The sequence below is a fragment of the Burkholderia sp. WSM2230 genome (genome assembly GCF_000472445.1).
GTDB lineage: Bacteria > Pseudomonadota > Gammaproteobacteria > Burkholderiales > Burkholderiaceae > Paraburkholderia.
This window is the reverse complement of the sequence record NZ_AXAJ01000026.1, coordinates 1-12,711: the sequence shown is the minus strand read 5'-3', so window position 1 is coordinate 12,711 and position 12,711 is coordinate 1. Positions and strand designations below refer to the sequence as shown.

At 62.7% G+C, this 12,711-nt stretch carries 10 protein-coding genes, 1 other RNA gene and 2 pseudogenes; 7 read left to right on the top strand and 6 right to left on the bottom strand.

What is annotated here, in order from left to right:
* Positions 1–222: 222 nt before the first annotated feature.
* The 4 genes from ompA (at position 223) to ssrA (ending at position 3,017) form a co-directional block, all read left to right on the top strand.
* Positions 223–870 (top strand): outer membrane protein OmpA, encoded by a 648-nt coding sequence (gene ompA / locus A3AC_RS0128695; RefSeq protein WP_013340148.1) that lies wholly within the window; start codon positions 223–225, stop codon positions 868–870.
* A gap of 211 nt (positions 871–1,081) precedes the next feature.
* Positions 1,082–1,780 (top strand): bifunctional 2-polyprenyl-6-hydroxyphenol methylase/3-demethylubiquinol 3-O-methyltransferase UbiG, encoded by a 699-nt coding sequence (ubiG, locus tag A3AC_RS0128690; protein WP_025603043.1) that lies wholly within the window; start codon positions 1,082–1,084, stop codon positions 1,778–1,780.
* 28 nt (positions 1,781–1,808) lie between these two features.
* Entirely contained in the window at positions 1,809–2,522 is a 714-nt protein-coding gene (locus tag A3AC_RS0128685) for an HAD family hydrolase (RefSeq protein WP_025603041.1), read from the top strand.
* Positions 2,523–2,647: 125 nt separating this feature from the next.
* Positions 2,648–3,017: a transfer-messenger RNA gene (gene ssrA / locus A3AC_RS30290) on the top strand.
* Positions 3,018–3,176: 159 nt separating this feature from the next.
* On the opposite strand, the gene A3AC_RS0128680 is transcribed toward ssrA, so the two are convergent.
* The 4 genes and pseudogenes from A3AC_RS0128680 to A3AC_RS0128665 form a co-directional block, all read right to left on the bottom strand.
* Entirely contained in the window at positions 3,177–4,742 is a 1,566-nt protein-coding gene (locus A3AC_RS0128680; RefSeq protein WP_025603039.1) for a TolC family outer membrane protein, read from the bottom strand.
* Positions 4,735–6,830, bottom strand: a pseudogene (locus A3AC_RS29605) (peptidase domain-containing ABC transporter). Before A3AC_RS29605 ends, A3AC_RS0128680 begins: the two are co-directional and overlap by 8 nt.
* A 2-nt stretch (positions 6,831–6,832) precedes the next feature.
* Entirely contained in the window at positions 6,833–8,026 is a 1,194-nt protein-coding gene (locus tag A3AC_RS0128670) for an HlyD family secretion protein (protein ID WP_025603037.1), read from the bottom strand.
* A 91-nt stretch (positions 8,027–8,117) separates the two neighbouring features.
* The gene (locus tag A3AC_RS0128665; protein WP_025603035.1) at positions 8,118–9,077 is read right to left on the bottom strand and encodes a hypothetical protein; all 960 of its coding nucleotides are present in this window, start codon (positions 9,075–9,077) and stop codon (positions 8,118–8,120) included.
* 862 nt (positions 9,078–9,939) lie between these two features.
* Here A3AC_RS0128665 and A3AC_RS0128660 point away from each other — a divergent pair.
* Positions 9,940–10,299, top strand: coding sequence for a COG4315 family predicted lipoprotein (locus A3AC_RS0128660; RefSeq protein WP_025603033.1), 360 nt, complete (start codon positions 9,940–9,942; stop codon positions 10,297–10,299).
* A gap of 122 nt (positions 10,300–10,421) precedes the next feature.
* Here A3AC_RS0128660 and A3AC_RS0128655 read toward each other — a convergent pair whose 3' ends face one another.
* Both A3AC_RS0128655 and A3AC_RS0128650 read right to left on the bottom strand, forming a co-directional pair.
* Positions 10,422–10,685 carry a hypothetical protein gene (locus A3AC_RS0128655; RefSeq protein ID WP_025603031.1) on the bottom strand — a complete coding sequence of 88 codons (264 nt, stop codon included), beginning with the start codon at positions 10,683–10,685 and terminating at the stop codon, positions 10,422–10,424.
* A gap of 139 nt (positions 10,686–10,824) precedes the next feature.
* Positions 10,825–11,904, bottom strand: a complete 1,080-nt coding sequence (locus A3AC_RS0128650; RefSeq protein WP_025603029.1) for a substrate-binding domain-containing protein — start codon at positions 11,902–11,904, stop codon at positions 10,825–10,827.
* 134 nt (positions 11,905–12,038) lie between these two features.
* Here A3AC_RS0128650 and A3AC_RS0128645 point away from each other — a divergent pair, with 134 nt between their 5' ends.
* Both A3AC_RS0128645 and A3AC_RS29600 read left to right on the top strand, forming a co-directional pair.
* Positions 12,039–12,524, top strand: a complete 486-nt coding sequence (locus A3AC_RS0128645; RefSeq protein WP_025603027.1) for an NAD(P)H-dependent oxidoreductase subunit E — start codon at positions 12,039–12,041, stop codon at positions 12,522–12,524.
* Positions 12,521–12,711 (top strand): annotated as a pseudogene (locus A3AC_RS29600) (formate dehydrogenase); the annotation flags it as partial. The gene A3AC_RS0128645 and the pseudogene A3AC_RS29600, both read left to right, overlap by 4 nt.

The following is a 12,711-nucleotide window of genomic DNA, read 5'->3' as shown; positions in this document are numbered from 1 at the left end:
TGCACCACAATTGGAAGGCGATTTGATCGGGGGCGGATTTTTTTATCGTCGGAAGGGAACGATATGGCAAAATGCCAACGCACAAAGAGTCAGACACTGCTCGAAGTCTACACACAGCGTTTTTTGTTCCGCACCAATGTTATACTTCGAGCAATGTATGACTTGTCTTCGTCAACAGGCTCGCAGTAAACCTGCGGTAATCTCAATTTCGAGAGGAGAAATATGAATAAACTTTCAAAGCTCGCGTTCATTGCAGCTACCGCGGTTATGGCTGCATCCGCCATGGCACAGTCGGTGCCGGCGTCGCGACAAGCTACCAATGACAACTGGGTGAATGGTACTGGCGAATACGTGTGGATGAACGGCACGAACGAGCTTTGCTGGCGCGATGCATTCTGGACGCCGGCAACGGCTAACGCCAAGTGCGACGGCGCACTGGTCGCCCAGGCTCCGACGCCGCCGGCTCCGGTCGCACCGGCACCGGCCATCACCAGCCAGAAGATCACCTACCAGGCTGACGCACTGTTCGACTTCGACAAGGCTATCCTGAAGCCGGCTGGCAAGGAAAAGCTGGACGATCTCGCATCGAAGATTCAAGGCCTGAACCTCGAAGTCGTCGTGGCAACGGGTTACACGGACCGCATCGGTTCGGACAAGTACAACGACCGTCTGTCGCTGCGTCGCGCTCAAGCTGTGAAGGCGTATCTGGTCAGCAAGGGCATCGAATCCAACCGTATCTACACGGAAGGCAAGGGCAAGCGCAACCCGGTCACGACCGGCTGCAACCAGAAGAACCGCAAGCAACTGATCGCCTGCCTCGCACCGGATCGTCGCGTGGAAGTCGAAGTTGTCGGTACTTCGAAGCAGTAAGCTGCAAACACGCTGTATCAAAGCCCCGCTTCGGCGGGGCTTTTTTATTGCCGACCGGCTCGCGGTTCTCAGCCCGGCCGCACCACAAGGCCCCAAAGCCAGCGAGCCGCCTGCATCTTGCGGCGGCATTTTGCCGCCCCGGCCCCTCGCCTATATACTCCGGGTTTATCCTCGAGCGCCCGCTCACCGCTCTCATCGAGGCAGCTTCGCCATGACCAACGCCGATCCCCACGAACTGCAGAAATTCAGCGACCTCGCGCATCGCTGGTGGGACCCGAACGCCGAATTCAAACCGCTGCACGAACTCAACCCGGTGCGCCTTAACTGGATCGACACGCACGCCCATCTCGCCGGCAAGCGAGTGCTGGATATTGGCTGCGGCGGCGGCATTCTGTCGGAATCCATGGCGAGTCTCGGTGCAGACGTCAAAGGCATTGACCTGTCCAGCGAGGCGCTCGGCGTCGCGGATCTTCACAGCCTTGAAAGTGGTGTAACCGTTAGTTACGAGGAAATCGCCGCTGAAGCGCTCGCCGCGCGCGAACCGGGTGCCTACGACGTAGTCACGTGCATGGAAATGCTGGAGCACGTGCCGCAGCCGTCGGCGATCGTCGAGGCATGCAGGACGCTAGTCAAGCCGGGCGGATGGGTGTTCTTTTCCACGCTCAACCGCAACGTCAAATCCTATCTGTTCGCGGTAATCGGCGCCGAATACATTGCCCGGATGCTGCCCAAGGGCACGCACGACTACGCGCGCTTCATCCGCCCGTCTGAACTGGCCGGCTTCGCGCGCGCGGCAGGCCTGCGCACGGTAGACATCAAGGGTATCGTCTATAACCCGCTCTCCAGGCACTTCGCGCTTTCCGCTGACACGAGCGTGAATTACATGCTGGCGTGCCGTCGCGACGCATGATCCGCCCAACGCCAACAAGATTGAACCAATGAGCGATCCCACGCCCCTGCCCCAGCGCGAAGACAATGAAGATTCGCTCGGCCTTTGCCAAGCCGTGCTGTTCGACCTTGACGGCACGCTTGCCGACACCGCGCCCGATCTGGCCGCGGCCGTCAACAAGATGCGTCACGATCGCGGACTCGAGATGGTGCCGCTCGAAAAGCTGCGGCCGCTCGCGTCCGCCGGCGCGCGCGGGTTGATCTGCGGCGGCTTCGGCATCGGTCCGGACGACCACGAATTTGCGTCGATGCGCGAAGAGTTTCTCGCCAACTACGAAGCGGATCTATGCATCGAGACCACGCTCTTTCCAGGCATTCCCGAATTGCTCGACGAGCTCGACGCACGCGGCGTGCGCTGGGGCATCGTGACCAACAAGGTCGCGCGGCTCACGGAACCGCTGATCGCGCAACTCGGTCTGGAAGAGCGTGCGGGCTGCGTGGTCAGCGGCGACACGACCCCTCACTCGAAGCCTCACCCTGCGCCGCTGTTGTACGCAGCGCGCGCACTCGACACGGCGCCCGAGCGCATCGTCTATGTCGGCGACGATTTGCGCGACGTGCAGGCGGGCTTCGCTGCCGGCATGAAAACGGTGGCCGCCGCTTACGGCTACTGCGGCGACGACATCCCGCCCACGCAATGGCATGCGCAGCATGTCGTGCAATCGCCCGCCGAACTGCAGCGGCTGTTGCGCGACATCGCCTAACCCGCTTAACGTCTCCCACGAGCCCGCCGTGACGCGCAGGCTGGCACGAACCGGGGGGAGCCGAGACAGGGCCGTCAAAATATTGTAAAATCTACGTTGGCTCGAAGTTTCGAGCAACGAACCGCGGGGGCGACCTGGTTTCGACAGGGGTTGCGAAGCGGCTAGGGCATGTCGAGGACCCGTCACCTCGTTAATCAATGGGAAAAACGTAACTGCAAACGACGATACGTTCGCACTGGCAGCCTAAGGGCCGCCGTCCTCTGCCTAGTTCACTGACGGGCTAGTGTCGCAAGACCGGTAGCAATACCGACAGAGGTCATATACGTCAGTTAAGCCTTGACGGAGTCACGACGTCCGGGTCGAAAACCTAGTGAATCGCCGTAGTGCAGCGTGTTCGTCCGCGTCACTGCGGTTAAATCAAAAGACAGAACTAAACATGTAGAACTGGTCGTAGAGTGCTTCTGGACGCGGGTTCGATTCCCGCCGCCTCCACCATACAGCTTGCACCAAACGGCGTTGCCCCGGCAGCGCCACGACAAAGACCCCGACGGCGTCAGCCGGGCGGGGTCTTTTCATTTCCGATTGCCGGCGCGTCCCGCGTGTTGCACACAGCGCGCGCTGCGCTGGCGCCGCACGCGCTCTCGTTTCCACCGCTTACCGGCGAATCGCCACCAGCGCCCGCAAGATGTCGGCGTCGATCTTTGCCGGCTGCGCGTCTGGAACCGCCACCGACGTTTGCGCATTCACGGCGGTAATTGCCGGCTCCGCATTCACGCCGCTTACTGGCCGCTGCACCGTAGCAGCAGGCACGGGCACGGTTATGGACAACCCAGCACCAGCCGCTGCACGGTGCGCCCCAGTGCCATTCATCGCGCGGCCCACCGGTGCATCAGCCACCGCCCGACCGCTATCCGTGCTCAGCAACAGCTCGTTCACACGCGCGACCTCGTCGACATCCAGGCTGGCCGTAGCCGCCTTCAACTGAAGGAGCGCCACCACTGTCGCATAGCGCGCGCGAATCAGATCGCGCCGATTCGCGAAAAATGTGTCCGATGCACGCAGCACGTCCGTGCTCGCGCGACTGCCTACCCTATAGCCGACCCTGGTCGCATCCAGCGCCGCGCGCGAACCCTGCACCACGCGTGACAGCAATTCGACCCGCGCGGCGCCGGCACGAAAGCGCGACCAGTATTCCCGCGCGCTCGCGCCAGCCGCGCGTGTCGCCGCAACCAGTTCGTCCTGCGCTTTATCCTCCAGCGCCAGCTTTTCGTCGATAGTCGCCGTCGCTCCGCCGCCTTCGAAAATGGGGATGGTGACCGATAGCATCGCGGTGGTCGTGGTTGTGGGCCGCATATAGCCCGACGCTGCGCCAGCCGGCGTATGGCTCGCGGTCAGGTTGACGACGGGCAGCCGCGCTGCGCGGGCCTTCTCGACCTCCAGCCCGGCGATGCGCCTATCCACCTGCTTCAGTTGCACGTCGTAGTCATGGGCCTGCGCTTGTGAGGCCCAGCTTTCCACGTCCTGCGGATCGAGCCCCGGCATGCCGGCAAGCTCCGACACACGCGAGAGCCCAGCAAACGGCTGCCCAGTGAGCTGCTCGAGCGCCAACCGTTTCAGTTGCAAGTCGTCGCGCGCATCCTGTTGTTGCGCTTGCGCCTGTTGGCGTGCCGCCTCGGCTTCGCGCACGTCGATTACCGTCGCCTCCCCCGCATTCCGCTTACGGCGCAGTTCGTCCAGATGAAGATCGAGCGTCGCGGCATAGTCGTTGGCACGCGTCAGCTCGTCTTCGGCGGCAAGTTCGTCGAAATACGCCTGCACGGATCGCAAAATGAGCACTTGCCGCGCGCGCGCGAAGTCCACGGCGCCGCGTGCCTGAACAAAATCCGCCTGCTTGTATGCAGTCCATCGGCTCCAGTCGAACACAGGCTGCGTCAACGCCACAGTCCATCCGCTTTGCCAGTAATGCGTGTTGGGAAGGCTCTCGGTGACGACATTGTTGTACCCGCGCCCCCACCCACCGACCACCTGCGGCAGGAGCGCCGCACGCGCCTTCGGCACAGCTTCGCGCGCCGCTCTCGAGCCTGCACCGAACGCCGCGAGATCGGCGTCATGATCGGTACTCTGCTCGACGACGGTGAGCAGATCGACCGCGGCCGCGGCACCGGCATACCCCACGCCAGCGAGCACGACGATTGCGCCCGCCCATGCATGCTTAGTCATCCACCAGCACTCCTTGTCGAGCCTCGCACAGCAGTTGGCCGTCGACCAGTCGATAGCGCGTGCCGAACGCCGCTGCCAGCGACATGTCATGCGTAATCACCACCACCGTGCGGTTCAGACTGAGCAGCAAGTCGACGACACGCCGCACTGAAGCTGGATCGAGATTCGAAGTCGGCTCGTCCAGCAGCAGCAGTTCGCGCTGCGGATACAACGCGCGCGCGAGCAGCAGACGCTGCCGCTGGCCCGCCGAGATATTGGCGATCGTGTCGCTTATCACAGTGCGCGTGCGCATCGGCAGGCGCATCACATCTGGCAACAGGCCCACGTCGTCGAGCAATGCGTGAATTCGGGCTTCGTCGGCATTGCCGCTGAAAAGCGACACGTTGTCCGCGATCGAACCATGCAGTATCAAATCGCCTTGCCGCATATGAACTGCATGCCGGCGGATTTCGTCGACGCTGAGATTAGGCCAGGCGATACCATTCAACGCGATCTCGCCTTCCTGCAGTGGCTCTGCTGCCGCGAGCAATTTGAAGAGCGTCGACTTGCCGCTGCCCGACGCGCCGGTGATCACGATCTTGTCGCCCCTGCGGATGACGAGGTTCGCGTCCTCGAGCACCGGCTGATCCGAGACGCCGTAGCGGAAGGTGACGCCGCGCATCTCGATCTGCTCGAACGTGCGCACCTCGACGGCCTTATGCAGGTCGGCCGGCGGCGTATAGCGCTCCGTTTCGCAATCGACGATATCGCTCACGCGCGCGACCGGCACGCTCAGCATGAAATAGTCGAACGCGCCGTTGACGGCGCGAGCAAAGCGCTCCGACAACAGCGATTTGTAGATCAGAAACGAATAGAACACGCCGACTGAGATCGCACCGCCCAGCATGAGGCGCGCGGCGAACCAGCTCACCGCAATCATGTCCGCGTACTCAATCAGCTTGAGGATCGCATCGCGCGCGCTGGTGAGGCGGCTGCTGCTCACGAGCGCCGCAATGTATGCGCGATACCTCGTCATGAACATCGCGGTGCGCCGCGTCTCGCCCTGCGACAGCTTGATCAGCGACGCGGCGCGAATCGTTTCGATCAGCGTGTCGTCGCAACGCGCCGATTCTTCGAGGACAAGCGCGTGCGTATCGCGCATGCGTGCGAACAGCGCAAACGCCACCGCGACGTAGGCTACGAAGATCAGCAACGCGATCAGCGTCAGTTGCCTGCTTTGCGCGAGCATCAATGCCAGCGCAAGCGTGCCGACCATGATGTCGATGCCCGCCGAGATCGCCGTGCGCGTCGAAAAGGCGCTGATTTCGTCCTGCGCCTTGACGCGCGAGAACAGATCGCCGACGTGGCGCTTCTCGAAGTACGGTTGCTCAACAGCTTCGCGACGATACCCTGGGTCATGCTGATCTGAACCAGACCGTGCAGAAGTTCGACGAGGTAAGTCTGCACATATTGGCTCAATGCACCAGTCGCGAAGATGCCGGCGAACGTCAGCATAAGGACGTTCAGCAGATTGAGGTTGTCGGCGGCGACCACGTCGTCGAGCAACAGGTTGCCGAGATACGGCATCGCGAGAATCGCAAACTGACTGCCGAGCGCGACGAACATGACCTTGGCGATCTGCGCGGCGAGTTGCGGATTAAGCAAGCGCACGCGAGCAAGCGCCTGCGGCACGCGCGACTTGCTGCGCACGCGCGGCATGTCGGGCGTGGGCGCGCACTCGAGCAGATAGCCGGACACATTGGCGACGAACGTGTCCATGGAAATGCGCCGCCGGCCGCTCGCCGGGTCGATCACCTGCACGTATCCGCGTGCGCTTTTTTCGAAAACGACGAAATGCGCGCCGCCGAAGTGCAGGATCGAACCGCGCTTGATGTCCCGCAGATCGCCCGCGCCGAAACGGTAAGCCTCTACTGCCAGACCGAATTCAGCCGCGACATCGTACAGATCCATCAACGTCAGGCCGTTGGCCGAGACCGGCCTGAACGCCTGCAATTCGCGAACCTCGATAGCGCGGCCCAGATGCGTCAGGACCATTGCAAGGCATGCGTAGCCGCATTCCGCGACTTCGTTCTGGTAAATCACGCGCATCGTCAACCTCGCAGCATGCGGAAAAGCGGCGCGAGCACCCATTCGGCGATGGTGCGGCGCTCGATCACGATGCTCGCCGTCGCCGTCATGCCCGGCAGAATGTCGAACCGTTGCCGCTCGAATTTGAACTGGCCGTCGGCGAGCGTGGCCCAGGCCATGTAATCGCCTTCGGCGCCGCGCGGCTCCGAAGCGCCGGCTGGCGACATGGCCGAGCGCACGGTGGTTCGCGAAATGGAATCGATGCGAGCCGCGTAGCTGCCGAACCTGGCATACGGAAAAGCGTCGAGCTTGAGCCGCACGACTTGCCCTTCGCGCACGAAACCTCGCCGACGCGAAGGGATGCGCAACGCGGCACGCAGCGGACCCTTTCCATCTGTGGAGATGACGAGCGCGACGTCCTCCGGGGTCAGCGTGCGGCCAGGGACGAGCCCCGAGAAAGTCACGACGCCCGCCTTCGGCGCGGAAATGGTGGCGTCCTGGCGAATCTGCTCGAAACGCATGCGGATGTCCTGCAGATCCCGTGCGTGACGCGCGGCGAGTTCGGCGAGTTGCGCGTCGAGGCTCGTTTGCGTGCCCATGGCGGCACCCAGTTCGGCATTCAGTTGCTGACGACGAGCGGTGCCTTGCGCGACCGATACCTTCGCCTGGTGTGTCTGCGCCCTCGCCTGCTCGATGCGGTCTGCGGTGACATAGTCAGACACCGACTCGAGCCGCGCGAGCGCGCGTTGCGCTTCCGCGGCGAGTTGCTGGTTCTGGCCCGACTGCTCGTCTAGCGCCGCGATTTCCGCGCGACGGCTTTGCGCCGCGAGCCGCGCGGCGTCGAGCTGCGCCAGCAGGTCCGACTTGCGCTGCAGGTATTGTGCTTCGGTGGTGCGGATCTGCTCGTCGCGCGCGTGTTCGTCGAACGCGGGCCTCTGCCGGCCGTCGCTCGCGAGAGACAGATCGCGCTCGAGCCGGAACAGCGGCGTTCCCTGCTCGACCCGTGCCGGGCTGCTTACGTAAATGTCGGAGACAAGCCCGCTCAGCCCCTGAACCTTGATCTCGGACGGCGACACGATCTCCGCGCGCACGTCCTGCTTCATCTCGACTTCGTGGACGAACGCAAAAACGATCGCGCAAACGACGAGCGTGGACGCCGCGTAAGCGAGCCAACGCCAGGAAACGTCCCTGAACTGCGGGAGATGAGTAGGTTGCATAAGTCGTTGCGGTCGGGAAGCGAGCCGCGCTCCGATATGAGCGCTAGCGGAAAATGCGGGGCGCCGGCCTTCGCGCCGGGCGTGGAAAGTTTCAGCGGGCGGGTGCGAACGAATACATCGATGGGTGCCCGGCGACTAGCCAGTCCGCATAGTTGTCGGTCACTGCTGCTTCGATATACCGCGCCACTTGCTGAGGCGCGCCGGTCAGGGCAAGCGGCAACGGGTCGAAAATTTCGGCACCGAAGCGGCCGCGTTCGTAGCGCAGATAGAACGGCAGCAAGATTGCGTCGAACTGCGCGCCGAGACGGAACACGCCGTTGTGAATGCGCGCGTTGCGCCCGAACAGGGAGACGCTCACCGTTTCCATCGGATAACGGTGCAGCGTGAACGGCGGCACGTCGGCGAACAGCACCGCGACGCCGCCGCGCTTCAACGCCCGCGCGAGACGCAGTCCGAGGCCGTTGCGGTCGTCGTCGCCATACGTGTACAGCACGGTCACGCCGGGTATCAGCGAATGGTCGTCGCCATACAGGTCGCGGGGCACGCCGGATACGACAGCGATCGACTCGAGTCCGAGCAGTGCCCGCAATTCGTCGATCACGTAGATGTTCGCGTACTGCGAGACATAGTGGAACGGCGACACGATGACGGGCCGCCCGGGTTCCGCTGCACGCAACTGCGCGATTTTCGTGGCGAGCGCACGCGCGACCTCCTGCAGATCGGGCCACGCTTCGCTCCCCCTCGTCAGCCTGCCGAAATAGATGCGCTGGTCGATCAGATGCTCGCGAAAACGGCCGGATGCAACGCGGCTCGAATTGGCCAACCTCAGCTTCAGTACGTTGCGGCCTATGTCGGCACGGCAAATGCCTTCCCAGCGGATGCGCGCGTCGGTAAGCGCGCGGATTCGCCACCAAACGGTGGCAAGCGGTTCGATTGCGGTACGCGGCAAACGGGCAATCAACGCACGGCGAACACCGCCCATAGCATAGGCAACCCGGTCAGGTAGTGACGCTAACAAGCGTAGCCCAGCGGCCGGCAGCTTCAGGTTCATGTCGGCTTGCTTGCCGGGACGACCCTAGGGGCACAGTCCCGGCTTCAAACATCAGGCGCGCGGCACCGGTGCGGAGGCCTTCAGCGTGGTTTGCGTCGGGGTCTTGCAGCTGCACTTGCAGCAACCACCAGCAACGGCGGATTTAGCCAGTTCATTGCGATTGATTTTTTGCATTTTTGCTTACCAGATTAGTGAATTAACAAGTTGGCCCACGAGTGATCAATCACCGACTAATCAATCAATTGAGCTGCGGCGATTCTATCACCGGGATTTTATCAAAAATAGATTTGACGCAATTTTGCACTTGTCTTATTAACCAATCAATTCCATCGTTATTCGACGAAATTTCGGGAACGCACGAACGCTAAGATATTGCGTATTCTCGCACGCGCCGGCGGGCTGGCGCCGCGCCCGTCTAGCTAATGTCGCAGCGCCGACAGGCATCCTGGCCAGGCGAAATGCCCACCGCTTAAGGCTTAAACGAGGGCCATTTGAATTAATCTGAAACTGCAATGAATATTTCCAGACAACAAATAAGAAATTTCGCAGCCTTTAATTCCTGTTCACCGCAGCCACAAAACGGAAATTCACGTATTCCGCGACGAAAATAACCGCCGCAATACTCACAAAGGAATGGCACGACCACTCCCGATCCGGCTGTCCCTCCCGGGCAGCCAGTCGGTCAGCGCAAAAAAAGCACACCCGTCGCCCGCAACCTGACCGCAAACACGCGACCCGATGGAATAAACCCGCCGGCTGGTTCGTTGATGCCTGACGACGCGTGCACGCATGCCGCGTTGTATGCCAGCGTTGCATGTGCACCTCGCAAAGCCAACTCACACGAACAACCAGGAGCCACATCATGCGTAAGACTTTCTTCTGCCTCGCATTGCTCGCACTGCAACAAAGCGCTTTCGCCGAGCCGCCGAAAGTGGTCGACGGCCGCTTCGTCACCTCGGACGGCATGACGCTCTACACCTTCGACAAGGACACCACACCCGGCGTCAGCGCGTGCACCGGCGGCTGCACGAGCTATTGGCCCGCTGCCGTGGCGGGCCCGTCGGACAAGCCGTCGGGAGACTGGACGCTGATACCGTCGGCGGACGGCAAGCAGCAATGGGCGTACAAAGGACATCCGCTCTATCGCTACGCGGCGGACAAGCAGGCGGGAGACATGAAAGGCGACGGCTTCAAGGACGTCTGGCACACGGCGAAGCCGTAACCCGCGCGGTTGGCAAGCCAATGCAAAACGCCGGCAAAGCGCCGGCGTCCCGATTCATGCAGCCAGCTTAAGCGGGCACGACTTACTGCAACGGCACCGCCTTTTCCAGGCGGCACGGCCGATTACTCCTTCGGACACTGCAGGTTGCAGCCGTTCGGGTCCCCCAGGTCGCCGCGCTTGCGCATCGCCGACTTCTTGCCGGACTGATACTTGTCCGACGGGGCCGACGCAGCAAACGGCATTTGCGGATGTTCGGCAAGCCGGAACTGTTCCTGCAGAATGCCGCCCGGCACGCCCGGCGAATTCTGCGCGAAAGCGACGCAGGCGCTCGCGAGAAACAACCCGGCCGACGCGGCCGCGGCACATGTGTGTAGAAGAACTTTCATATCGATTCGAAGCGCAGCGACGCGCGCAGTTGAGCAAAAGGCGGAAAGCTTAGAGATTATCCGAAACGAAAGCCAGTCGCAGCGTGCTACGCGCTCTGCTGTTTACCGCCGCTTACTTGTCCCCGCTTACCGCCACAACTCACGCACCCGTCCCGCTCAATCCCGCCTCCAGATCCACCAGCTTGCCGCACTCGCGCGGATCGTAGCCTTGCAGTTGATCGACGCTCGTATGAAACGCACTGCCCCGCAGCAATTCGATCACCGCCGACAACGGCGCGCGCTCGAGACGCGCGCGGTCGCACGCGAAGTAATAGTCCTCGTCGACGGCGGGAAGGAAGTCGAGCCCGAAATGATGCGCCGCGGGTTCCACGCCGAAGCCCACGTCCGCCATACCGCTCGCCACGAACGCCGCAATCGCCGAATGCGTCAGTTCGGCCGACGCATAACCGTTCACGCGGTCCGGGTCGATGCCGAGTTTGCGCAACGCGAGATCGAGCAGCATGCGCGTGCCCGAGCCATGCTGGCGATTGACGAAGCGGATGTCGTCGCGCGACAGATCTGCAAGCCCGGCGATCTGCTTCGGATTGCCCTTGCCGAGAAACAGCCCCTGCTTGCGCCGCGTCAAATGCACCAGCACGTGACGCTGCGGATCGAGCCAGCGCCGGTACGTGTCGGCACAGGCCGCGCGGAATTCGCCGAGCGGCAAGTGGAAACCGGCCAGATCGCATTCGCCGCGCGCGAGTGCGCTCACCGCGTCGGCGCCATCGCGATACTTGATGTCGACCGGCAAGTCGCGCGCGACCAGTGCGGTGACGAGCGCGGCCACCGCATAGCCATGCGACGCATGAATGCGCACATGATCGACAGGCGGCGCGAGCCAGCGGTTCAGATCGCTCGCCACTTCGCTCGCGAGCGCCTGCATGTTGCCGTCGAGCCGCTCGCCGCATAGACGCTGCGCGCGCAGCACCGCCTGCCCGAGTTCGGACAGCACCGAACCGCGGCCGCGCTCCTTCGCAATCAGCGGACCGCCCAGACGCTCCTCGATTCCGCGCAACAAACCCCACGCATGACGGTAGGACAAACCCTTAAGCGCCGCCGCCTGCGCGATGCTGCCGGATTCGTTCACGAGCGCGAGCAGCGGCACGACGTCCGACAGGCTTGCCTCCCGGCCATCCGGGCCCTTCAATACCAATTGAGCATGGCACTCGATTCTGATCATATATGTGCAGGTATTTCCTATTGCGTCAGCCGTTTCGCCCGCCTATCGTTCGGCTATCCCATATCGAATATACGAAGCATAAATGCACGCATTATGAATAACAAGTGCATATATGACTTTGGAGGAGCCCCCACTTGGACGATCTCATCGCCATCGCGCCGGAAGAGCTCGTAGCGCGTCACGCGCAACCCGGCAGTTCCCTGCTGGCCGTGCTGCACGCGATTCAGGACGAACTCGGCTACGTGCCGTCTGAAGCCGTTGCGCCGCTCGCGCGCGTGATGAACCTGTCGCGCGCGGAAGTGCACGGCGTCATCACCTACTACCACCATTTCCGCACGCAGCCGGCCGCGCCCGTCACGGTGCAGCTGTGCCGCGCGGAAGCCTGCCGCAGCATGGGCACCGAGTCCCTCGCGCAGCACATCGAGTCGCACACCGGTTGCCGCTTCGACGCCGAGCATCAGACCGGTGCCGCGGTGGAACTGGAATCGGTGTATTGCCTCGGTCAATGCGCGCTTTCTCCGGCGATGATGGTCAACGGCACGCTGCACGCGAGAGTCACGCCACAAAAGTTCGACGCGATTTTCGCGGCCGCCAGCAAATGCGTGGAGGTGACGGCATGACCCGCATCCATGTTCCCCGCGATTCATCGGCGCTTGCCTTGGGCGCGGACGCCCTCGCCGACGCGATCAAGGCCGAGGCCGCACGCCGCGGCATCGCCATCGAGCTGGTGCGCAACGGCTCGCGCGGCCTGCTGTGGCTCGAACCGCTCGTCGAGGTGCAGACGGCCGAAGGCCGCATCGGCTACGC

Coding starts and splice junctions, on each gene's coding strand:
- A3AC_RS0128680 (WP_025603039.1), bottom strand. CDS start 4,742: ATGACTAAGCATGCATGGGCGGGCGCAATCGTCGTGCTCGCTGGCGTG.
- A3AC_RS0128650 (WP_025603029.1), bottom strand. CDS start 11,904: ATGATCAGAATCGAGTGCCATGCTCAATTGGTATTGAAGGGCCCGGAT.
- A3AC_RS0128655 (WP_025603031.1), bottom strand. CDS start 10,685: ATGAAAGTTCTTCTACACACATGTGCCGCGGCCGCGTCGGCCGGGTTG.
- ubiG (WP_025603043.1), top strand. CDS start 1,082: ATGACCAACGCCGATCCCCACGAACTGCAGAAATTCAGCGACCTCGCG.
- A3AC_RS0128665 (WP_025603035.1), bottom strand. CDS start 9,077: ATGAACCTGAAGCTGCCGGCCGCTGGGCTACGCTTGTTAGCGTCACTA.
- A3AC_RS0128670 (WP_025603037.1), bottom strand. CDS start 8,026: ATGCAACCTACTCATCTCCCGCAGTTCAGGGACGTTTCCTGGCGTTGG.
- A3AC_RS0128685 (WP_025603041.1), top strand. CDS start 1,809: ATGAGCGATCCCACGCCCCTGCCCCAGCGCGAAGACAATGAAGATTCG.
- A3AC_RS0128660 (WP_025603033.1), top strand. CDS start 9,940: ATGCGTAAGACTTTCTTCTGCCTCGCATTGCTCGCACTGCAACAAAGC.
- ompA (WP_013340148.1), top strand. CDS start 223: ATGAATAAACTTTCAAAGCTCGCGTTCATTGCAGCTACCGCGGTTATG.